Consider the following 21,733-nt stretch of genomic DNA (forward strand, 5'->3'; position numbering starts at 1 on the left):
CGCGTTTCCGCGACGCATCGCCATGGGATTTCTCACATGTATCTGTCGCCGACCTTTTTCCTCGATCTCGGCCTGCGCACATTCACGAACAATCCCTTCTTCAGCCGCGATCGTCCTATTCTCGCCGCGGGCGAGAGCGACTTTCGCCTGCTCGAGGGACAAGAGGGACTCGTCGTCACTCTGGGGCCGAATACGGCGTTTTTCGATCGTCCCAATCGCTCCGTCTGCCGCTGGCCAGGCGTCAAGACGATCCCGCGCCAGAGCCCGCACGCAATTCCTCGGCGCTCCTTCTTCGCCAATGAGAGCAACGCCTTTCTGCAGATATTCTGCGGCGGCGGCGACGTTCGGCTGAACCGCGTCGCCACGCTCGGCGATCAGCGGCAGATTCTCCTCTCCGCCGGCGCCGGCAATGTCGTCGAGAAAATCGATCTCACCGAGCTCGCGCGCGAAGGCGCGCCGGCGCTGAAGTTTCTGCAGCCCGCCTATCTCTGCTCTTCGGCGGAGGTCGCGATACGTTCGACGCCCTGCGACGCCGCCACCATGAGCTGGGCGCGCGCGCCCTATGTCTATCGCGCGGAACAGCAGGAGAGCGCGGGACGCCAGGCGATCCTCTGCCTCTCCGGCCGCACGATGGTCTGGTGCGAACGCCTCGCGCCCGGCGAGAGCCGCGATTTCGCGCTCGGCAATGTCATCGCCGCGACGGAGAATATCGATTCCAAGCTGCGTCCGACGAGCCAATGCCATCCGGAGGACGAAGACGACGCGCCGGCCTCGACGCTGGCGAAGCCCGTGCGGACGCGGCTGCGTGAATTCACCGAAGCGACAGGCATTTTATTCGAATCGATGCGGGCGCGCGAAGGCTTCCTCGTCTGCGAATTGACCAATCGCTCCGAGCGCCCGGCCTATGTCTATGTGCAGCTCAACAAGGACAGTTTCTATGGAGGCTCGGGCTTCGTCGGCGTCATGGTGAAGCTCGTCTCGGCGTTCTTGCGCATGTCGCATCTGCCGTTACGCTGAGCCGCCGCCTGTCATCGCGCGCGACCCGGCTCCTTTAAGGAAAAAGCCGGCCCTGGTAAACATCTGAGGGCGAGACGAAAAAAGCCGCGGCCCGGCTCTCACTCGATCGTCACCTCCACGACGCGCGAGCCGCCCGGCCGCAGCGGCAGACGCGCTTGAAATCGATGCGTTCCGGGCTGCATGGGCCAAAACGCCGGCTTGTCCGCATCGGCGAGCTGAAACGGCCTGCCGTCCACCATCCAGAGAATTTGCTCCACCGAGGCGGGGGCCGAGACGCGCAGGGCGAGGCGATCGAGCGCCGCCGGCTGCTCGGGATTGCGCCAAATATGGGTTCGATTCTCGGGCGTCGCGATCGCGAGCTCGAGATTTTCGTCGAACGGGGCCGGCAGCGACGCGCTGCTCGCGCCGACGGGCAGCGACGGCGCTCTCTCCGGCTTCACCCATTCCACCAGCGTTTCGCCGCAGCTTCCGTCGCTGCGTCCGCCGGCAAGGCACATTTCCATCGGCGCGCGGCCCCGCGGCGGTGGAAAGGTCCCCGCCTCCGTCTCGCCGGGCCTTGCGCCATGAATGAGAGTCAGCGCCGCATGAGCGAGCCGCGCGCTCGAGGAAGCGCCGCTCAACCTGTTCATCGCGCCGGCGTCGCCGCGGCCGACCCATACGCCGACGACGGCCTTGCGCGAGAATGCGATGGTCCAAGCGTCGCGATAGGCTTGTGACGTGCCGGTCTTCACCGCCACGGCGAATGGATATTCGAGCGGCCCATAGCGTGGGAAGCTCGGCAGGCGCGCGAGCGGATCGGCCAGCATGGAGGTGACGAGCCGCGCCGTGTCGCTCGACATAACGCGAATGGAGCGGCGGCGCGTTTGCTCCTTCGCGAAGACGAGATCTGACAGCAGGCCGTCCTCGGCGAGCGCGCCATAAGCGCGCATCAAATGCTCGAGCCGCGTCGGCAGCGCGCCGATCGCCATGGAGAGGCCGAAGGATTCCGCCGGGGCCTCGAGATCATGCAGGCCGAGATCGTGCAGAAATTGGAAATTGGCCTCGAGCCCGACCCGGCGCATGAGATTGGTCGCGGGCACATTGCGCGAATTGGCGAGCGCCTGGCGCGGCAGCATCGGCCCGAGAAATGCGCCATCGGCATTGTTGACGCCGGCTGCGCCCTCTGGGACATCGGCGAGGAGATCGGTGGGCTCGAGCGCGCCGCGCTCGAATGCGAGCGCATAGACGAAAGGCTTCAACGTCGAGCCGGGCGAACGCAGAGCGCGGGTGAAATCGATGGCGCCGTCGCGCCAGTCGCGATAATCGGAGGAGCCGATATCGGCGAGCACCGCGCCCGTGCCGCGCTCCACGACCATGAGCGCAACCTGCTGCGCGCCCGCCGAGCGCCACAGCGAGAGATAGCGCCGCGAAAGATGCGCGAGCTTTTCTTGCAACGAGAGATCAATCGTCGCGCCGATGCGCGGATCATGAGCCGAGGCCGGCGCTATGAGGCCCTCGCGCACGAGCCTCTCATAGCGCAATGCGAGATGCAGCGCCTCCGGCCGCCGCGCGGCACCGATCGGGCGCAGAGTCGCGAGCTGCCGCTCCGCGAGCGCGATTTGCGCCGGCTCGACGCGATTTTCGCGCGCGAGATACGTCAAAGCGCGCGCCGCCCGCGCGCGCGCGAGGGCGAGCCCGCTCTCGCGAAAGAGATTCATGCGCCCCGGCGATTGCGGAACGGCGGCGAGCAGCGCGATCTCGGCGAGCGAGAGATCCGCGACCGGCTTGTCGAAATAAAAGCGCGCGGCATGGGCTATTCCATGGCTGCCATTGCCATAGGGCGCGAGACGCAGATAATGCGCGAGCACGGCGTCATGACCCTTGCGCGCGACGAGCGCGAGCGCCGTCGCCGCTTCCACGATCTTGGCGGAGACGCTGCGCGGCGCGGGATTTTGCATCCGCGCGACCTGCATGGCGATGGTGGAGGCGCCCTCGCGGCGCTTTCCCCCTACGAGATTGCGCCATGCCGCGCGCAATAATGCGCGCGCATCGACGCCCCCATGCGAGGCGAAGCGGCGATCCTCGAGCGCGAGCGTCGCGAGCGCGACCCGCTGTGGAATGTCACGCAATGGCCAATAGCCATAGTCGATCCGCGCCGCGTCACGCGCGCCGATCTGCGTGAGAAAAGCGCCGTTGCGGTCATAGACCATCGGCGTCGGCCGCGGCGCGACGAGCTGCGCGCGCTCGAGGGCCGTATGAACGACGAAAGCGGAAGGAACGAGTAGCGCAACAATGAAGACGAAAAATAAGAAAAGAGCGGGCCGCCTCCTTCTCCCACTCGTGGGAGAAGGCGTCGCGCGAATGCGCGACGGATGAGAGTCCGCGAAATCGCCATCGCCATCATCCGACCCCGCTTCGCGGGGCCGCCTTCTCCCGCAAAGCGGGAGAAGGAAACCGCGAAGCGACTTCATTTCGTGATTTCCACGCGCTTGCCGGCGCTCTGCGCTTGCAGCCCCTTCTTATACATCGTCTCGACGACGCCCGGCGGCTCGGTGAAGGCGCCCGCCGTCTGCGCCTTGGCGCGGAAGGCGAAGCGATATGTTCCCTTCGGCAATTGGTCGTAAGCGTAGAATACGCGATCATCGCCGAAGGAGACGCTGGTCGGCGCCAGCGTCGGCGCGCTCGACGGCTGCGCCTCGGCGGGCGCCGTCGCGAGATTGGGGTTCAGTGGCTCGAAGCCGGCCGGCAGCGGCAGCGAGATCGCCACATGGGTGCGATCCTGCGGATTGACGAGCTCCGCTGTTTCCTCGATCACATCGCCGATGGCTAGCTTCACGACGCCATTCTCCGCCGCGATTTTTTCCAATGGCGCATCCGCTTTGCCGACGCGCAGAATATCGCGCGTCAGCGCGAAGCCTTCGCTCACCGGCAAAGCCTTCGCGCCGCTCTCTTGCGGCTCGTATCGCGTCTCGACCAACGCCACGATCGGCGCCGTTCCACGATTGACGACCGTCAGCGCCGAAGGAGCCGTGCTCGTCTCGCGCAGGACAGGATTATTGGCGTCCAGCGTCAGGGTCCGCGGCGGCGCGTCGTCCTGCGAGAGCGCGATCTGCAGCGGCGTTTGCGGACGACGCCAAATCTCTGCGAGCGCGTCGATCGCGGCGGCGGTGGCGTTGGTCGAGCCCCAGCCGTCGCCCTCGCCCAATCGCAGCAGCGCGTCGCGCAGCAGCCCCGCGCGCGGATCTGAAGGCGAAGCGATCGTGACGGCGCGCAGCATCTCCGCAAGCGAGCGCGTCTCGGAGGGGAGGATGATCGGATTGCCGCTGTCCGCCGCCTGACCCGCATAATATTGCGCGCCATTGCGAGAGAGAATCTTCACGCGGCTCCACAGCGAATCGAGCAAGGAATCGACGATGCGCCGATCGCCCGATTGCGCGCGCGCGGCGGCGCGCGTCAGCTCCGCAACACTGGCGCCCGCCATGAAATCGGCGTGGCGCGACAGCTCGGCGACATAGGATTCGTCGAGCTTGCCGCCGTCGGCGAGCGCGATCAGCGCCTCGACGCGCTCGCGCAATTCCTCGCCGGAGAGCAGGCGCGGATAATCCGAACGCAGCGACAGCTTCAGCACATTGGCGAGACGATCGGCGAGCGGCTTGTCGATCGGCTCGCCCGCGCGTTCTGCGCCGACGAGGAAAGAATAGGCCCAGGCGGTGAGCGACACATTTCCGCGCGCGCGCGGCCAGAAGGCGACGAGCCCATCGGCGTCGACCGCCTGATCGATCGCGCGGATCGCGTTGCGCACATCGCTCGAAAGACGGCTCTCGAGCCCCGCGGCCGAGAGAATCGGCGTGAAATTTTTGAGCGCCAGCGCCGAGCGCGCGAGCGAGAGGCGTTGCTCTGTGCAGCCATAAGGATATTCGACGAGCGCGTTCAATCCCGCGACGAGCCGCACCAGAACGGGATCGCCGGCGAGCGTGACGTCGCGGCGGAAGGAGCCGGGCCGCGCCGCGTCGGTCGCGGCCGCGAGGGCCTTGCTCTCGCCCGGCGCGATCTCGACGATCTCATAGCGCCGCACCGGCAAGCGATCAGGCCTGATCGGCAAGTCGATCTCCACCGCATCGCGCGCATGGTCGGCGTCGCGCTCCACACGAAAATTCAGCTTCACGCTCTCCTTGCCGGGCGCTGGCTCCGGTACGCTCGCGCGAACGTCTATGCGCGCGGGCTTGTTCGCGATCCAGCTGAAAGCCTGCGACGCATTGCTCGCCAGCGTCAGCCCCTCTGCGGCGACGGAGGCTCTGCCGCCGCCGCCGGGCCCCTCGACGATGCGCGCGAGAACGGACACATCGAGCGAATCGCCCGGCCGCAGGAAGCGCGGCAACACAGGCTGCGCGACGAGCTCCTGACGAATGAGCATCTCGCCCGTCGCATAGCCGAAACGATCGGCGCCGCTCACCGCCTTGGCGCGCAGCTTGAACACGGTGAGCGAGTCGGGCAGCTTCACCTTGATCTTGGCGACGCCGTCGGCGCCCACTTTCACGCTCGGCAGATAGATCGGCACGGGCGTGAAATTCTTGCGCACGCTGACATTGGTTTCCGCGCCCCATTCGTCGAGGCCGGCGTCGCCGCCAGGAATCTCCTCCAGCGGAATCTTGCCGAAAGCGAGATTGCGCGTGTCGCGCGCGGCGAGCCTCGTCTCGCGCTCGACGATGAAATCCGGCAGCGGATCGAGCGGCCGCTCCTTGGCGAGCGACAGCACCGCCTGATCGACCATCCAGAATGTCGCTTCTCCGGCGAGCGGCTTGCCGAGATCATCGGAAAGACGCAAGCTGACCTCCACCTCCTGCCCCGGCCGCGCCTTCGTCGGATAATCGAGCTTTGCGGTCACGATATTCTTGACCGGCGTCACCTCGATCCATTTGGTGGCGGCGATCGTCACCGGCTTGCCCTGGTCGATATTGGAGGCCGCCGCCGGCGCGCTGTCCTTCAAGCGCCCCCGCATAATGAGGAAATGCACGGCGAGCTTCGGCGTCTGCTCCTTGCGCAGCGTGAGCGTGTAGCGCCCGAAGCCATTGGCGATGTCGATGAGCTGATAATCGAACACGCCATTGGGCTGCTCGACGATGGCGAGCGCCTTGGCGCTTTGGAACGGCGATTGGACGATGAGCGTCGCCGTCTCGCCCGGCGCATAGGATTGCTTGTCGGTCGTGATCGTCGCGGTGGAAGCCGGCGGATGCTGGAAGGTCACAGGCGTATTGCCGCCGACGAAGAAATCGACGCTCACCTGCTGACGACGGCCGATGCGATCATAGGCCTCGAGCTGCACGACATAGACGCCGGCCTCGCGCGCCTCCAGCTCTATTTTCTGCGCCTCTTTCGCGCTCGTCAGCCTGCGCTCGAGGAGCGTCTCCTCCATCACCTGCGTCACATATTTCGCCGCGCCCTGCGCGAAATCGGAAGCCTGCAGCGTCGACACCCAATTGCGCTTGATGAAGCGCATGGTGACGGGAAGTCCTTCCACGGCCTCGCCTTTGCCGTCGAGTGCGAGAAACTCCGGCGTCACCGCGCCGGGCCGCTCGACATAGCGCGACAGCTTCACGCCGAGCGCGAAAGGCGGAACGGCGATGACATTCTGCACATTGCGCACCTCTATTCCGTCGTCGCCGGTGACGGTCGCCTCGATCGAATAGCGCCGCGGCTGCGCGGTCGGCTCTATCGTCGTATCGAAGGTCATGCGCGAGGCGCCGCCGGCGTCGGTGCGCGCGTCGCGCTCCAGCACTGGCGAGGATTTGAACTTGCCCTCGCCGGAGAAGCGCGCGTCGCTCGAGAACAAAAAGCCCTCGCGTCCGGGCGGCTGAAACACATGCGGAAATTGCACGGCGCGCCATTTCACCGGCCGTTCCGAAACCAGCCCGCCGGCGAAATAACGCGCGATGAGATCGACATTGAACTCGCCGTCGAGCGGAACGATCTGCGGCGCATTGAGCACCACCTCGAATGTCGGCAGACGATAGGCCTCTTTCTTGAACGGAAACTGTCCGCAAGAGGCGGTCTGCGGCGCGTCGCCCTCGGCCTCTGCGCTTTCGCTCGGCTCGGCCTCATCGCCTTTCGTGTCGCTCTTCTTCGGCTTTGCGCCATCGGGCTCGAAGCGCAGCGAATAATCGCCGGTCGCCGGCGTCTGCGCGTCGAATTTGTGATAGAAGCTCCCGGCGGCGTCGAGCTTCACCGGAATGCGCCATTCCTGATTGCCGGGACCGGAGACGACCAGCGTTCCACCAGCTTTCGCAATGGCCAGAGCGCCATCGCGATAGGCGCGCACGAAGCCCTTTATATGCACCGGCTCCTCGGGCCGATAGATCGGCCGCTCGGCGAACACATGGCAGAGCGTGCGCGGTTCCTCCTTGCGCGGCTCCTGCGGATTCGCGGTCCAGGCGAGCCAGGCGCCATCCGGCTTCGTCCAATTCTCGCGCGCATATTCGGAGGGGCCGTCATTGGCGTCCAACACGAGCGTGTCGAGGCCTTTGGTCACGACGATGCGGCGCACATCGGCTTCCGCGCGCTTGCCGGGATCGAAAGCGAAGAAGCCGGAATTGTCGGTGGTCCCGCGCGCGAGCGTGACGAATTTGTCGCCCTTCACGCCTTCGAGCCGCACTTCCGCGCCGGAGATGGGCTGCGCGGTGGCGAGCGAGGTGACGACGAAGCGCACGCGCGCGCGCTCCTCTATCGCGCTCAGCGACAGATCGGTCACTTGCGCGCGCAGCCAATGGCGTTTCTTCTCATCCACGGCGCGCAGGCCGATGAGATAGGTTCCCGGCTGTCCAGCGCCGGCGATCTTGGCAAATTCGCTCGAGAGATCGAGGCCGAATTTGGCGTCGGCGCCATTGCGGCGGATCGGCAGATCGAGCAGCGCCGAAACGGCGGGCGAGCCCAGCGCCTTTATGCGCGCGGCGATCGCCTCGGCCTCCGGCGCATCGGTCTCGCCCCAATGCGCGGGCTCATTGCCGGGCAACGGCGGCGCGGCGCTGTCCTCCGTCTCGACGCCGCTCTTGGGGAAAGGCCAGAAGTCGCGCGCGAGCGGATCGATCGCATGAATGCGAATATCGGCGCGGTCATAGCCGCGTCCGCGCAGCGGCAACAATTGCGGGCCGAAACGTTCGACGAGCCCTTGCGCGGCGTCCCATGCGAGCGCCGGCCGGTCGCGATCGAAAGCGAAGCGAAGCGCGAAACGCGAGGCGAGCGCGCGCTTTCTGACATCGCGCAGAGCGCCCGGCGCGAGCGCCAGCTCATAGACGCGATCGGAGAGAAACTTGCCATAGACGTTGAGGCGCTTGTGGTCGATCTCGACGGAGAGATCGTCGACCGGCGGCGAGATGCGCAGCGCCTCGCGCGCGCGCAGAATGTCGATCTCGTCCGGCTGCTCGGTGAAGCTCAATGTCAGCCGGCGCCGATTGGCGGGCTGGTAATTGGAGACGGGCGCGGAGTCTTCCTCGCCCTCCGATGAAGCCGACGCCGGCGCGACGGCATAGCCGAAGGCGCAACGCAGCACGCCGTCCTGCTTGTCGTCGCTCCAGCCGCGGCCGCAGCTCGCCTCACTGACAGCGAAAGGCGCGGCGGAGCGCGCGCGCAATTCGAAAATCTCATCGTCGAGGCCCGGCTCGTCGGCGAGCTTCAAGCGCAGGATCGCGACGCGTCCGTCGTGAATCGTCTCGCGCAAGCGAATGACGACGCTCTGCGCGGCGTTGCGATCGGCGCGCTCCAGCGGACGAATGTCATAGTCCTTCGGCGTCAGCAGCTGACCGCCGAGCGGAGAAATTCCGGGCGCAGGACGTAATTCGATCGTCAGCAGGCGCGCCAGCGCGGCGATATCGACGGGCTCGGGAAAAGTGAGCGTGATCTGCTCGAGATCGGCGATCGGATCGGCGCTCTCGGTCGGATTGGTGGAAGAGGGCGTCGGCAGCAGCGCGACGAGCCGCGTCGCGGCGGCGCCCGCCTCTATATCGACGCGCTGCAGCGGCTTCCACGGCTCGGCGGGACGAAATTGCAGCGCGCGCGCGCCGATCCAGCGCCATTCGCCGGCGGGCTCGCCAGAGAGCTTGGCGAATTTCTCATGCGCGTCTTCCGGCCCGCCGGCCTTGGGGCCGATGTCGCGATCGAAAAAGATGGTGATGGGATCGAAGCTGCGCAGAAATTTGTCCGGCACGATGCGCGCGCCATCGGCGCGGCGCAATTGATCGAAGGACGCCGGCTCGGCGCGCAGCGGCGCGGAGACGCAGAGACAAGCGAGAATGAGGAGCGCCATCGACGCGGCGACAATGGAGAAATGGATCGAGAAGCAAGCTATGCGTTTCATCGCCGAGCCTCGAATGGGACTGAGGGCGTTTGTCGAATGCGGAAAGCTCATCTGCCGGTCTTCCTTCCGGCCTTTTCCAAAAACTCCGCCGCCACTTCCTGCGGCGGGCCGGAGGGCGGCGGCGCGAGGCCGCGCAGAGCGAGGCGCAATGTCGTCGCGGGCGCGTCAGTGGGCGCGCGCGCCTCCACGAAATAGCGGCCGGGCTCGAGGCGCAGAATCTGCGCGGCGCCTTCGCCGAGCGTCTTGCCGGCGACATCGAGGAGACGCAGCGCGGCGCGATCCGGCTCGGCGCGCAGACCGAGGCCGATCTCGCTCGCCTTCGTCACCTCGAAGGTGAAGAGCGCCGAGCCGGCGGGGCCGAGAACGATCGGATCATTGACGCCGTCCGTCACCGGGATGACGGGTGTGGTCGTAATGTTCAGCGCGCCGGAGAGCGCGCCGTCATGCGGCGAAAAAATCTCGATGAGTGCGCGGCCGGGCGTTGCGTAGCGATGCAGCTCCACGCCGGCCGGGAAGCTCTCGACCTCGCGCGCGCCATTCTGCGCGAAGGCGACAATGGCCGGCGCGCTCGTGCGAACATCGACGACGACGGGCGCGCGCAGATCGAGCGCGAAAGCCTGCGCCTCGCCATTCAGCGTCGCGGCGAAAGGCGCCGTCGCATCGCGCGGCGCGGCTGCGGGCCAGGGCGATTTGCCGGCGCGCTCGATCCATGCGGCGACGAGGCCCGGCGCATGGGCGATCGTCACTTCGCCCGGCCCGCCGAGGAGAAGCGAGCGGCCGCGCTGCACGCGCCCGTCGGCGCCGACGAACACCGCTTCGCCGCCGGTCACGACGAGCCTGTCGCCCGGCTGCGCCTCGACGAGATGCGAGGTCTCGCCGGCGGCGCCGAAGAAGCGCTTGATCGCTCCGCCCGCCGTGAGCGGCTCATAGCGCTCGGCGGACGAAGCGACGCGCGCCGGCGCCGGGCGATCGGTGAGATTGACGAGCCAGAGCGCTCTCGCGCCCTCGAAACGGCGCGAGAGCGGCGCGCCATCGGCGAAAGCCGCGAAGCGGCGCGCCTCCTCCGGCGCGGAGAAAGCGGCGAGGCCGCTCGCGAGGTCGAGCGCCAGAGCGCCGGCGCCGTCGAAGACGACAGGCTGCGCCGTGAAGGGCGGGACGACGCCGGAAAACAATGCGCCGGCCTGCAATGGCGCCGCGAGGGCGACGTCGATCGCCTGCGCGGCGAGGCGCAAAGGCTCGACGCCGGCGGCGTTCCACAGGCGCGGCGGCTCCTTGCCGGCGAGCGCGAGCGCCGCGCCCGGCGCGACGGCGAACCCGCCTCCCGCCGAGACGCCCGGCTGGCCGAAGGCCGAGCGCGCCAGCCACAGCCGCGCCTTGCCGGACGGCCGCGCGGCGGCGGGCAGAATTGCGCGCTCGCTCTCGCCGAGCGTGAGCGGAATTTCGGCGCCGCCCGGCGTGAAGGCGGAGACGCGCGCCTTGGCGGCGCAATCCTCGCGCGAGAGCAGCCACAGGCTCTCCGCTTGCGGAGCCAGCGCTCCCGCCGAGGTCGGCGCGAGCAGACGTCCGCGGGCCGAGCCGGCGGCCAGCGACGACGGCGCCGCGCCTATGGCGACGAGGGCGGAGGCGGGCGCGGCGACGCGGCCGACGCAGATATTGCTGGCGAGCCCTTCGATCGGCGCCGGCGCCAGCGCAATGTCGCCGAAGCCGGCCGGCCGGCGCGTGAGGCTGCGTGCGGCGACGGTGACGGCCGCATCGGCGCCGCCGATGGTCCAGACGCTCACGCGCCACTCGCCGCCCTCCGCCGGCCAGGCGGCGACCGGCGCAAGGCCGCGCTCGCGCCCGATGACGCGCCAGCGTCCGTCGGCCTCGCGCTTCTCGATCGACAGCGCCGTCTCGCGCGTCGATTGCGCGGCGACGAGCATCAGCGCTCCCTCCGGCGCCGCCGGCAAGACCAGCTCATGCGCGCCGGCGCCGGAAATCGTCTTCACGCCGGAGAAGGCCAGCGGCTCGGCGGGCGCCGAAGCCGGCAAGGCGAGGCGAATCTCGACGCCTTTCGGCTCCTCGGCTTCCTGCCCGGCGGCGCTTTCGCCCTCGCCTTCGGGGCTCTGCTCCTCCGCCTCACGCGCGGGCTGCGGCGCGCCTTGCAGCGCATCGAGCCGCAGACGATAGGCGCCCGCGGGCAGACGGCGCGAGAGAGAGATATTCCAATCCTCCGCGCGCCCCTCGAGCCGCTCGACCACGGCGCCATTCTCGTCCTCGAGCGCGCCGATCAGTTCCTTGTCGCCGAAGCTCGCAATATCGACCACGCCATCGCGCGCGATGGAGAAGGGCAGAGTCGCGGGAAGCGCGACGAAGCGCGGCGCGCCCGGCTGCAATTGCTTCGAGGCGAGCGCGATTCGGTAATCCAGCCGATCGTCATGAGCGAGGCTGCGCGCCTCGATGCGATAGGCGCCGGCGGCGAGCCGGCCCGAAAATTTGCGGCCTGCGGAGAATTTGCCGACGCTCTCGCGCGCCTCGTCGAAAATCTCCGCCACCATGCCGTCGCCTATGTCGAGCGCGACATCGGAGGGGCCGGCGAGCGCGAAGCTCCACACATCGGGATCGCGCGGCGCGCCTTTGGCGAGCGGCTCGCGCCATTGCAGCTTCTGCGGCGCGTCGAAGGGCAGCGCATGAGGACCATGGCCCTCGAGCGGCGCGGGCGTCACGATTTTGCGCAGACGCGCGACGAAACGGCCCTCGACATCCTCCGGCAGAACGACGAGGCGATAGCTTCCCTTTTCGAACCGCCGCGTGAGCTGGGCGAGCGGGCCCGGCGCGGCGAGCGGCCAGCCGTCCGCCTCCTCGAGCCGGGCGCGCCATTGCTTGCCGAGCCCCTGGAGCTCGAGCCGATAGAGTCCGTCCTCGGCGATCTCGATCGGCGCGACGGCGCCGCGGCCCCCGTCGAGCGCAGCGCGCGCCGCGCCTTCGCCGACGATGGGCGCAGTCGTCGTCATCGCCACGCTCTTCACCGAAAGGCCGAGATGGCCCGCCGATTCTCGCGCGGCGATGGCAACGCGATAGGCGCCGGCGCGCAAATAGCTCGTCACCAGCCCATTATGGCCGGGACCATTGTTCTCGCCTTCGCCGAGATGCGGAGCGAGAGCCGCGCCGAGCGAAAGTCGCGTCCGCAACCGCCCCAAAGTCTCGACGCGATAGAGCCCGCCCTCTGGAATATCGAAGCGAAACTCCCGCGTCTCGTCGCGGGCGAGATCGAACCAGACGGGCTTGGCGGAAGAAATCGCCGCCGCGGGACGCTCCTTCGCGGCCTCCGACGCCGCCGGCTCGACAGCGCGCGCATAAACGAGCGCGAGCGCTTCCGCCTCGGCGCGCGCCGGCAGACGGATGGTCGCGAAGCGATTGTCGTTTTCGATTTTCTCTTCGACGATCTCTGCCGGCGCGCGCGCCCCTCTGTCGTCGACGACGAGAATCCTGCCGCCGCGCGGCGTGCGGACGGGCAGAAGATATTCCGTCGTAGCCGGCAGCCACAAAGGCGCGGCGCCTTTTTCGAGGTCAGCCGGCAGCGCGATGACGCGCGGGCCTGTCAGCAGGCCCGGCGCAGAATTGGCGAGGATGAAATGCGATGCGTTCCGGTCGAGCTTCTGCTCGCCGAAGGAAACGACCGCACGAGCCGGCGGTCGCGGGAGAAGCTCCGGCGCGACGCCGGGCGGGCCGAGCGTCAGATCGACACTGCCGACCGCCCCCTCGAGCGGCGTGAGCGAGAGGACATAAAAGCCCGCCTGAAGATCATAGCGGCTCGGCAGGCGCCCATCGGCGCGGGGCGCGGCGGCGGCGAAGGCAGGCTCGATGAGCGCGCGCAGCCGCGGCCCTTCGACATTGATCGCCACCGGGCCGCTGTCGGTCGCCTCGAACAGCAATGTGGTCGGCCCGCGCAGATTGAACCTGCCCCGATAGGCGCGCCCGCCCCCGATTCTCGGAAGATCGGCGGCGAGAACGCGCGTCTTGCCGTTTTCCGTGCGCGCCAGCAGGGCGGTGGCGGGAACTTCGTCGGCGCCCTCGCCGGTCACGTCCAAGGCGACGAGATTGGGCCCGGCCGTCTCGATCGGCGCGCGGCTCGCCCGGCGCAGCGCCCGCAAGGAGAACGCCTGTCCCTCGAGGCCGAAGATTTCGACGACGCCCGGCGTCTTGCCATCGCCGCCGAGCGAGACGACGGCGACCGGCTCCCGATTGCTCTTGTCCAGCACGGCGGAAGCGGACGCGCCCTCGCCACGGCGCGCCTCTATGCGCGCGGCGACGGGCTCGGGCAGCTCCAGGCGGAACGCGTCATAGCTCGCCGGCGCCTCGAAACGCGCCGAGCCGAATGGGCCGATAACGCCATTGGCGACGCCAGCGGCCAGCGAAGCCGGCTCGAGCCGGCGCAAGAGAAAGGGCTGCGCCGCGCCGCCCTCCGGCCAGACGATCGTCTCCCCGCCATAGGCGGTCGCGACATAGCGGCCGGGCTCGACCGCGCCTTCCAGCCGCAGCCGCGTCATCGGGCGGCCGGGCTTCGTTTCGATCGTCGCGCGCGTCGGCGACAGATCGACGAGTTCGCCGCTCGCCTTCCACAATCGCAGATCGCGCAAGCCGCGGCCGAGCGCCTCCACGGCGACGCGGCCCGAAGAGCCGACCTCGAGCGAATAGCTCCTCTGCGCGAGATCGCCGAGCTCGGCGGACATTGTCGCGCCCGGCGCCAGCGCCTCGCGCGCGCCCTGCTCCTGAAACGCCTCCGCGGCGAGCCGCGCCTTGCCGACCGCGCCCTTCGCGCCGAAGACGCGCAATTTGTAGACGCCTGCGTCGAGCAGGAGATCGAGACGCCCATCGCGCCGGCCGGCGACGCCAGACGTCTCGCCGGGACCCGAAATCATATCGATGAGCGCAATGACCACGCCCGAGGCGCTATGCGCGGAAATGGCGTAGCGGCCGGGCGCCGGAATGGTCAAGAGCGCGAAGCCGTCGCGATCGGCCGGCGGCTCGCTCTCCGAAAATCGGCCGGGAGCCGCGCGCGGCTCGCTACGCGATTTGGCTGAGGGCTCGGAAGCCGCAGAGGAAACGAAAGCGCCCAGCGCCAGGCAGGAAATGGCGAAAGCCGTCGACACTTTCACGAGCAAGGCCCCGATCATGCGCAACACCCTCCGCCGCCGCGCGCGAAAGCGTCGCGCTCGAGCTTACGCCGCCGCATCTCTTCGAGTCGAGCCGGACTCTTTTCGCGCCGCGCATCCTAGGGCGGAAAAAAGCGCGCTTTTTCGTGGCGCCGCCGTGCGCGAGCGCACATTGCGACCGGAATGCGACGTTTCGCTAAGAGATCGCGCGCACCGGCATTAACCTCGAGGGAAAGTGAATTTGCGCTGCGCCCCTGTCGCCGGCCCGCCGCGCGCTACTTGCGCCGACGTGAGGCATCATGATTGCCGAATGGGATGCCTATTACGGAGGTCTTGAATGAAATCGAAAATCGCATCCGTCCTCGCCGCCGCCGCGCTGCTCGGCTCGGTCGGTTCCGCCGCCGCCTTCCCGCGCGTCGTCACCGATCTCGCCGCCTTCCGCTCGGGCCCCGGCCTCGACTTCCTGCCCATCCTCGCCGTTCCCCCGCAGGCGGTGGTCGATGTGCAGGGCCATATCGGCGGCTGGTCGCGCGTCGCCTACGCGGGCAAGATCGGCTTCATCGCCAGCTCGCTGCTCGCGCGGCCGATCATCGTCAAGCCGGTCGTGACCTCGGTCGTCGTCGCCCCCGCTCCGGCGGTCGCCGTGACCCCGGTGGTCGCCGTCGCGCCCGCCCCGGCCCCGGCTCCGGTCGGCCTGATCACGGCCCCGCTGCGCATCTTCGAGTGATCGAGAGGCGACGCGACAAACAAGGAGACGCGCGGAATTCTTCCGCGCGTCGCCGCTTTCTCGACATGCGCCGGCGGCCTGCGTCGAATGATTCGACGTCTCGGGAAACGAGCCTGAAGCAAGGCTCGCGCTCGCTCTTTTAAAACCATTCCGTTCCGATGAAGCAGACCACTAGGCGGCGCCGACGGCTCGATGATAAGCTCGCCGCATCGAATCTCTTTTTGAAAATTCGTTTCGAGGCGCCATGCCCCCTCTCGCGATTTTCCCCTTCTGCGCCTTCGCTCTCATTCTCGCCGCGCAAGCACAGGCGAAGCCGGCCAAGGTCGCCGAGATCGTCAATTTGCGTTCCGGCCCGGGCCTCGATTTCGCGCCCCTGCTCGCCATTCCCGCCGATGCGGTCGTCGACGTCGCTCACTGCCGCTCGGCCTGGTGCCGCGTCACTTACGCGGGCTCCGGCGGCTATGTGGCGCAGCCTGCGCTCGCCGCCGTTCCCGCGCGTCCTGTCGAGACGCCGATCTTGCCGCCGCTCGGCGCCAATGTATGGCGGCGCGACATTCCCCCGCTCTACGATCCTTATGTTTCCGCCGGCCCCTGGTACACCGGCCCATGGGCATATGAAGGAGCCGCCGCCGTGCAATGGCGTTACGGCTTTCCCGGCGGATATGTGCCCTGGCATCGCAACGCCACATGGCGGCCGGGCTTCGGCTGGTTCTGACGGCGCGACGCACATCGCCGCCATTGCGCGCGAAGCGCTCGTCGAACGCCCGCGCGCAAATGCGCTTCGCATTGCGACAAAAAAGCGCGCGTCTCGTCTTATGACGCTTGCGCGCTGCGGTGGCCTCGTATGAAAGTCCAACAATTCCAGGGGAAATAACGCCTCGATTTCATTCGCCTGTGACATTTGTGCGCAGCGCGGCGCGCGCGCCGCTTTTCTTGATCGAAATCAAATCGCCATTTGGCGCGAGCGTTAGACTCTTCACTGTCATCAAAGACGAAAGAGGCGAAAGGCGTCGCATCGGCGGCGCATCCGCCCTCTTCCCGCCTGTCTGCGAGGATTGCTTCCATGGCGCCGACCGACGCTCCCGCAACCAAATCCGTCACTGTTTCCGAAGCCGCAACGACGCTTCTCTTCATCGCGCTCGCCACATTGGCCGGCTTCATCGCCTCACGCGCGCATACGCCGGCCTATGCGTTCCACGCCGCTCTCTTCGCGCTCGGCTCGATCATCGCAGTGTTCGCATTGCTGAAACGCTATGAGCTGCGCGACGTGGAGGCGCCTGCGCAATTCATCGACGGACGCCCCAATTACAACTATGGGCCGATTCGCTTTTGCGCACTCGCCGCATTGTTCTGGGGCGTCGCCGGCTTCGCCGTCGGCCTCTATATCGCGCTCGAGCTCGCCTTCCCGGCCTTCAATCTCGATCTGCCCTGGATCAACTTCGGGCGCCTGCGGCCCTTGCACACATCGGCGGTGATCTTCGCCTTCGGCGGCAATGTGCTGCTCGCCACCTCCTTCTATGTCGTGCAGCGCACCTGCCGCACGCGGCTCGCCGGCGAGATCGCGCCCTGGTTCGTCGTGCTCGGCTATAATTTCTTCATCCTCATCGCCGGCACCGGCTATCTGCTCGGCGTCACGCGCGGGCACGAATACGCCGAGCCGGAATGGTATGCGATACTCTGGCTCGTCGTGGTGTGGGTCGTCTATCTCATCGTCTTCCTCGCCACATTGGCCAAGCGCGAGGAGCCGCATATCTATGTCGCCAACTGGTTCTATCTCGCCTTCATCGTCACGGTCGCGGTTCTCGTGCTCGGCAACAACGCCGAGATTCCGATCTCCGTCTTCTCGCCGAAATCGGTGATCGTCTGGGCCGGCGTGCAGGATGCGATGATCCAATGGTGGTATGGACATAATGCGGTCGGCTTCTTCCTCACCGCGGGTTTTCTCGGCATAATGTATTATTTCGTGCCCAAGCGCGCGGAGCGGCCGATCTATTCCTACCGCCTCTCCATCGTGCATTTCTGGGCGCTGATCTTCCTCTACATCTGGGCCGGTCCGCATCATCTGCACTACACCGCTCTGCCCGATTGGGCGCAGACGCTCGGCATGACCTTCTCCATCATGCTGTGGATGCCCTCCTGGGGCGGCATGATCAACGGCCTCATGACTCTCTCCGGCGCCTGGGACCGCCTGCGCACCGATCCCGTGCTGCGGATGCTCGTCGTCTCCGTCGCCTTCTACGGAATGTCGACATTCGAAGGACCGCTGATGTCGGTGAAAACGGTGAATGCGCTGTCGCATTACACCGATTGGGGCATAGGCCATGTGCATTCGGGAAGCCTCGGCTGGGTCGGCTTCGTCTCCTTCGGCGCGCTCTACTGCCTCATTCCCTGGGTCTTCGGCCGCAAGCTCTATTCGCTGAAGCTCGTCGACTGGCACTTCTGGATCGCGACCATCGGCATCGTCTTCTACATATCGGCGATGTGGGTCGCGGGCATCATGCAAGGGCTGATGTGGCGCGCCTACACGCCGCAAGGATTCTTGGAATATTCCTTCATCGAGACCACCGACGCTCTGCATCCCGAATATGTGATCCGCGCGGCGGGCGGCGGCCTCTTCCTCATCGGCGCGCTCATCATGGTCTACAATATCTACAAGACGCTGCGCGCGCCTTCGGCGGCGAGCGCCACCGAATTCTCGCCCCTTCCCGCTCCCGCGCAATAAGAGGAGAGAGACATGTCCGACATTGCGCGCAACACGCCGACGGGCGGCCTGCAGAGGCGGCTCGAGACCAATTCGATCCTGCTTCTGCTGGCGATCCTGCTGCTCGTCTCGATCGGCGGAATCATCGAGATCACGCCGCTCTTCTATCTTCACAACACGATCGAGAAAGTGGAGGGCGTGCGGCCCTATTCGCCGCTCGAGCTTTCCGGCTACAATATCTATGTGCGTGAAGGCTGCTACACCTGCCATTCGCAGATGATCCGCCCCTTGCGCGACGAGGTCGAGCGCTACGGCCATTATTCGCTCGCCGCCGAGAGCATGTACGACCATCCGTTCCAATGGGGCTCCAAACGCAACGGGCCGGATCTGGCGCGCGTCGGCGGACGCTATTCCAATGATTGGCATCGCGACCATTTGCGCGATCCGCGCTCCGTCGTCCCGACGTCGATCATGCCGGGCTATCCTTTCCTCGCGCAGACGCCGCTCGACGCCGCGCATATCGTGGAGCAGATGAAGACGCTGCGCATCGTCGGCGTGCCCTACACGGATGCGCAGATCGACAACGCCGCGGCCGATCTTTCCGCGCAGAGCGCGCCGGACGATCCGGGCGCCGAAGCGATGCGCCGCCGCTATCCCAACGCCGTCGTCTACGACCAGGCGGGCAAGAACGGGATCACCGAGGAGGATGCGCTCATCGCCTATCTGCAGCATCTCGGCGTCTCGGTGAATTTCAAGCTCTATGACGACAAAGCCGCCGTGAATGTGAGGTGAGCCATGACCGCTTATGAATCATGGCGCGAATTCGCGGCGAATTCGGGCCTTTTCTTCTTCATTCTGCTGTTCGCCGGAGCCACGGCCTATGCGCTGTGGCCGTCCAATCGCGAGAAATTCCGACGCGCCGCCGAGACGCCGTTGCGGGAGGACTGAAAGACATGTCGACGCGAGAAGCTCACAGCGAGGCGGTCCGCATCGATCCGCACACCAAGACCACGACGACCGGCCATGAATGGGACGGCATAGAGGAGCTCGACACGCCGCTGCCGCGCTGGTGGGTCGTCACCTTCTATGCGACGATCCTATGGTCGATCGGCTATTTTCTCGCCTATCCGGCGCTGCCGACGCTCGAAGGCGGCACGCAGGGCCTCATCGGCTGGCATTCGCGCGCTTCCGTCGCGCGCGACATGGAACAGCTGAACGAGATTCGCGGGCCCGTGCTCGAGCGGCTCGCCAACGCCCCGCTGGAAGAGATAGAGGCGCGGCCGCAATTGCTGAGCGCCGTGCGCGCATTGGGCGCGGCGGCCTTCGCCAATAATTGCGCCGGCTGCCACGGCGCCGGCGCGCAGGGCGCGAAGGGCTATCCCAATCTCAATGACGATGATTGGCTGTGGGGCGGCAAGCTCTCCGACATTCGCCGCACCATCGAGCATGGCGTGCGCTGGGACGCCGACAAGGACACGCGCAGCGAGACCATGCCCGCCTTCGGCCGCGACGGACTGCTCGACGCAAAGCAAATCTCCCTCGTCGCCGATCAGCTCCGCGCAATGGCGAAGCTACCCGGCGGCATGGCGACGGCGCAGGGCGCCAAGCTCTTCGACGACAATTGCTCGGTCTGTCACGGCGTCGACGGCAAAGGCAATCGCGACATGGGCGCACCCAATCTCACCGACGCGCTGTGGCTGTTCGGATCGGACAAGGAGACGATCGCGAGCCGCATCGCCAATGGCGGCGGCGGCGTGATGCCGGCCTGGAAGGATCGCCTCGACGAGCCGACGATCAAGGCGCTCGCCATTTATGTGCATACGCTCGGCGGCGGCGAGTGAGGGAGCGGAAAATGACGAGCGCCGATATGGGCAAGGCCAAGAGCGACTCGTTCTATGCGCCGCGCAAAGCCATCTATCCGAAAGAGGTCGACGGAAAGTTCCGCCGCATCAAATGGGGGCTGCTGGCCTTCACTCTGGCGGTCTACTATCTGCTGCCTTTCGTGCGATGGGATCGCGGCCCCGATGCGCCATCCCAAGCCGTGCTCGTCGATTTTCCGCATCGGCGTTTCTATTTCTTCTTCATCGAGATATGGCCGCAGGAGGTCTATTATCTCACCGGCCTCCTGATCCTCGCAGCGCTGATCCTCTTCCTGATGAATGCGCTCGCCGGGCGCATATGGTGCGGCTATCTCTGCCCTCAAACCGTGTGGACCGATCTCTATCTCTCCGCCGAGCGTTGGATAGAGGGCGATGCGCGCGAGCGCGCCCGCAAGGACGCCGGCCCGCGCAGCGCGAAGATATGGCGTGAGAAGATCGCCAAACATGCGCTATGGCTATTGATCGCCTGGTGGACCGGCGGCGCCTGGGTGCTCTATTTCGCCGATGCGCCGACGCTCGTCTATGAGCTCGCGACCTTTCAACCGGGAATTTCGGAAGCCTATATTTGGATCGGCATTCTCACCTTCACCACCTATATGCTCGCCGGCCATATGCGCGAGCAGGTGTGCCTCTATATGTGTCCCTGGCCGCGCATACAGGCCGCGCTCACCGACGAATATGCGCTGAACGTCACCTATCGCTATGATCGCGGCGAGCCACGCATGTCGCTGAAGCAGGCGAGCGCGCTGCGCGCCGCCGGCGCGCCGGTCGGCGATTGCGTCGATTGCGACCAATGCGTCGCCGTCTGCCCGACCGGCGTCGACATTCGCAAAGGCGCTTCGCTCGGCTGCGTACAATGCGGATTGTGCATAGACGCCTGCGACAGCGTGATGGCGAAGATCGGCCGCTCCCAGAGCCTCATCGCCTATGACACGCAGATGAATTGCGATCGCCGCCGCAAGGGCGAGGCGCCTCTCTACAAGCCCCTGCGCGCCCGCACGCTCATCTATGCGGCGCTCATCGTCGCGATCGGCGCGCTCATGTCCGTGAAGCTGGCGACGCGCGACGATTCGCGCCTTTCCGTGCTGCATGATCGCAATCCGCTCGCCGTGACGCTGAAAGACGGCGCCGTTCGCAACGCCTATACGATCCGCTTCGCCAATATGAGCGCCGAGCCGCGCCGCTTTCTGCTGGAGACGAGCGGCGTCGAAGGCGCCGAGGTGGAGATCGTCGGCGTCGAGCCCGACGCCGAAGGCCGCATGATCGTCGGCGTCGGCGCCGATCAGACACGCGAAACGCGCGTGCTCGTCACATGGCGCGGCGCGCGCAAGACAAAGGGACAGACGCCGATCCTCTTCACCTCGAAAGATGTGGAGAGCGACGCCGCCATCTCCATGCGAGACGTGTTCGTGACCCCGTGAGGAGAAAGCCATGTCGCAGACCAATCTGATGCGCGCGGCGCCGCAGCGCCGCCTCGGCGGAACGGAAGTTCTCTTGCTGCTCATTTCGTTTTTCGGCGTCGTCGCCGCAGTCGACGCCGCGATGATCTACTTCGCCGTCTCCACCTTCCGCGGCGAGGAGATCAGCCGAGCCTATGAGAAAGGCCTCGCCTATAATCTCGACATCGCCGGCGCACATGCGCAGAGCGCGCGCGGCTGGAAAGTGGAGGCGACGATCCTGCGTCGCGGCGCATGGGAGAATCTCGTCTCCGTCACGCTGCGTGATGACGATGGCGCGCTGACCGGGCTGAAGCTCGCCGCGGAGATTCGCGCGCCCGTCGATGGCCGCAAGGATGTCGCCGTCGATCTCGCCGAGGCCGCGCCCGGGCGCTATGAGGCGCCGATCGTCATCGAATCGGGCTGGCGCGATCTCGTGCTGATCGCGACGCGCGAGGGCCGTGAAATGTTCCGCTCCAAGAGCCGCATCCGCATCGATTGAGCTCGCGCC

12 protein-coding genes are annotated in these 21,733 nt (G+C 66.8%); 9 read left to right on the top strand and 3 right to left on the bottom strand.

From position 1 onward, the window contains the following. Window positions 1-36: 36 nt before the first annotated feature. Window positions 37-1,017 carry a hypothetical protein gene (locus C5689_RS04470; protein ID WP_108916067.1) on the top strand — a complete coding sequence of 327 codons (981 nt, stop codon included), beginning with the start codon at window positions 37-39 and terminating at the stop codon, window positions 1,015-1,017. A gap of 98 nt (window positions 1,018-1,115) precedes the next feature. On the opposite strand, the gene C5689_RS04475 is transcribed toward C5689_RS04470, so the two are convergent. The 3 genes from C5689_RS04475 to C5689_RS04485 form a co-directional block, all read right to left on the bottom strand. Then, entirely contained in the window at window positions 1,116-3,206 is a 2,091-nt protein-coding gene (locus tag C5689_RS04475) for a transglycosylase domain-containing protein (protein WP_108916068.1), read from the bottom strand. A gap of 257 nt (window positions 3,207-3,463) precedes the next feature. After that, window positions 3,464-9,292, bottom strand: coding sequence for an alpha-2-macroglobulin (locus C5689_RS04480; RefSeq protein WP_483237931.1), 5,829 nt, complete (start codon window positions 9,290-9,292; stop codon window positions 3,464-3,466). A gap of 98 nt (window positions 9,293-9,390) precedes the next feature. Beyond that, entirely contained in the window at window positions 9,391-14,499 is a 5,109-nt protein-coding gene (locus tag C5689_RS04485) for a hypothetical protein (protein WP_108916070.1), read from the bottom strand. A gap of 316 nt (window positions 14,500-14,815) precedes the next feature. Between C5689_RS04485 and C5689_RS04490 the strand changes: the two genes are divergently transcribed. From C5689_RS04490 to C5689_RS04525, 8 genes are all read left to right on the top strand, one after another. After that, a complete protein-coding gene (locus C5689_RS04490) occupies window positions 14,816-15,205 on the top strand; it encodes an SH3 domain-containing protein (RefSeq protein WP_108916071.1) in 390 nt (129 codons plus the stop codon). A 244-nt stretch (window positions 15,206-15,449) separates the two neighbouring features. Continuing rightward, complete coding sequence (locus tag C5689_RS04495) at window positions 15,450-15,920, top strand: SH3 domain-containing protein (RefSeq protein WP_108916072.1); 471 nt, start codon at window positions 15,450-15,452, stop codon at window positions 15,918-15,920. A 348-nt stretch (window positions 15,921-16,268) separates the two neighbouring features. Further along, window positions 16,269-17,927 carry a cytochrome-c oxidase, cbb3-type subunit I gene (gene ccoN / locus C5689_RS04500; protein ID WP_108916073.1) on the top strand — a complete coding sequence of 553 codons (1,659 nt, stop codon included), beginning with the start codon at window positions 16,269-16,271 and terminating at the stop codon, window positions 17,925-17,927. A 12-nt stretch (window positions 17,928-17,939) separates the two neighbouring features. After that, window positions 17,940-18,698 carry a cytochrome-c oxidase, cbb3-type subunit II gene (gene ccoO / locus C5689_RS04505; RefSeq protein ID WP_108916074.1) on the top strand — a complete coding sequence of 253 codons (759 nt, stop codon included), beginning with the start codon at window positions 17,940-17,942 and terminating at the stop codon, window positions 18,696-18,698. Window positions 18,699-18,701: 3 nt separating this feature from the next. Then, the gene (locus C5689_RS04510; RefSeq protein WP_108916075.1) at window positions 18,702-18,854 is read left to right on the top strand and encodes a cbb3-type cytochrome c oxidase subunit 3; all 153 of its coding nucleotides are present in this window, start codon (window positions 18,702-18,704) and stop codon (window positions 18,852-18,854) included. A 5-nt stretch (window positions 18,855-18,859) separates the two neighbouring features. Then, window positions 18,860-19,747 carry a cytochrome-c oxidase, cbb3-type subunit III gene (gene ccoP / locus C5689_RS04515; protein ID WP_108916076.1) on the top strand — a complete coding sequence of 296 codons (888 nt, stop codon included), beginning with the start codon at window positions 18,860-18,862 and terminating at the stop codon, window positions 19,745-19,747. Between the two features lie 11 nt (window positions 19,748-19,758). After that, the gene (ccoG, locus tag C5689_RS04520) at window positions 19,759-21,207 is read left to right on the top strand and encodes a cytochrome c oxidase accessory protein CcoG (RefSeq protein WP_108916077.1); all 1,449 of its coding nucleotides are present in this window, start codon (window positions 19,759-19,761) and stop codon (window positions 21,205-21,207) included. 10 nt (window positions 21,208-21,217) lie between these two features. Continuing rightward, on the top strand, window positions 21,218-21,724 hold the full coding sequence (locus C5689_RS04525; protein ID WP_108916078.1) for a FixH family protein: 507 nt from the start codon (window positions 21,218-21,220) through the stop codon (window positions 21,722-21,724). The last annotated feature ends 9 nt before the right edge of the window (window positions 21,725-21,733 follow it).

This window comes from Methylosinus sporium (assembly GCF_003113265.1).
Classification (GTDB): domain Bacteria; phylum Pseudomonadota; class Alphaproteobacteria; order Rhizobiales; family Beijerinckiaceae; genus Methylosinus; species Methylosinus sporium.

Excerpts from the sequence above, each read along its gene's own strand:
- ccoN (WP_108916073.1), top strand. The coding sequence starts at position 16,269 with ATGGCGCCGACCGACGCTCCCGCAACCAAATCCGTCACTGTTTCCGAA.
- ccoO (WP_108916074.1), top strand. The coding sequence starts at position 17,940 with ATGTCCGACATTGCGCGCAACACGCCGACGGGCGGCCTGCAGAGGCGG.
- ccoP (WP_108916076.1), top strand. The coding sequence starts at position 18,860 with ATGTCGACGCGAGAAGCTCACAGCGAGGCGGTCCGCATCGATCCGCAC.
- C5689_RS04490 (WP_108916071.1), top strand. The coding sequence starts at position 14,816 with ATGAAATCGAAAATCGCATCCGTCCTCGCCGCCGCCGCGCTGCTCGGC.
- C5689_RS04510 (WP_108916075.1), top strand. The coding sequence starts at position 18,702 with ATGACCGCTTATGAATCATGGCGCGAATTCGCGGCGAATTCGGGCCTT.
- C5689_RS04495 (WP_108916072.1), top strand. The coding sequence starts at position 15,450 with ATGCCCCCTCTCGCGATTTTCCCCTTCTGCGCCTTCGCTCTCATTCTC.
- C5689_RS04470 (WP_108916067.1), top strand. The coding sequence starts at position 37 with ATGTATCTGTCGCCGACCTTTTTCCTCGATCTCGGCCTGCGCACATTC.
- C5689_RS04475 (WP_108916068.1), bottom strand. The coding sequence starts at position 3,206 with ATGGTCTATGACCGCAACGGCGCTTTTCTCACGCAGATCGGCGCGCGT.
- C5689_RS04525 (WP_108916078.1), top strand. The coding sequence starts at position 21,218 with ATGTCGCAGACCAATCTGATGCGCGCGGCGCCGCAGCGCCGCCTCGGC.
- ccoG (WP_108916077.1), top strand. The coding sequence starts at position 19,759 with ATGACGAGCGCCGATATGGGCAAGGCCAAGAGCGACTCGTTCTATGCG.
- C5689_RS04480 (WP_483237931.1), bottom strand. The coding sequence starts at position 9,292 with ATGGCGCTCCTCATTCTCGCTTGTCTCTGCGTCTCCGCGCCGCTGCGC.
- C5689_RS04485 (WP_108916070.1), bottom strand. The coding sequence starts at position 14,499 with ATGATCGGGGCCTTGCTCGTGAAAGTGTCGACGGCTTTCGCCATTTCC.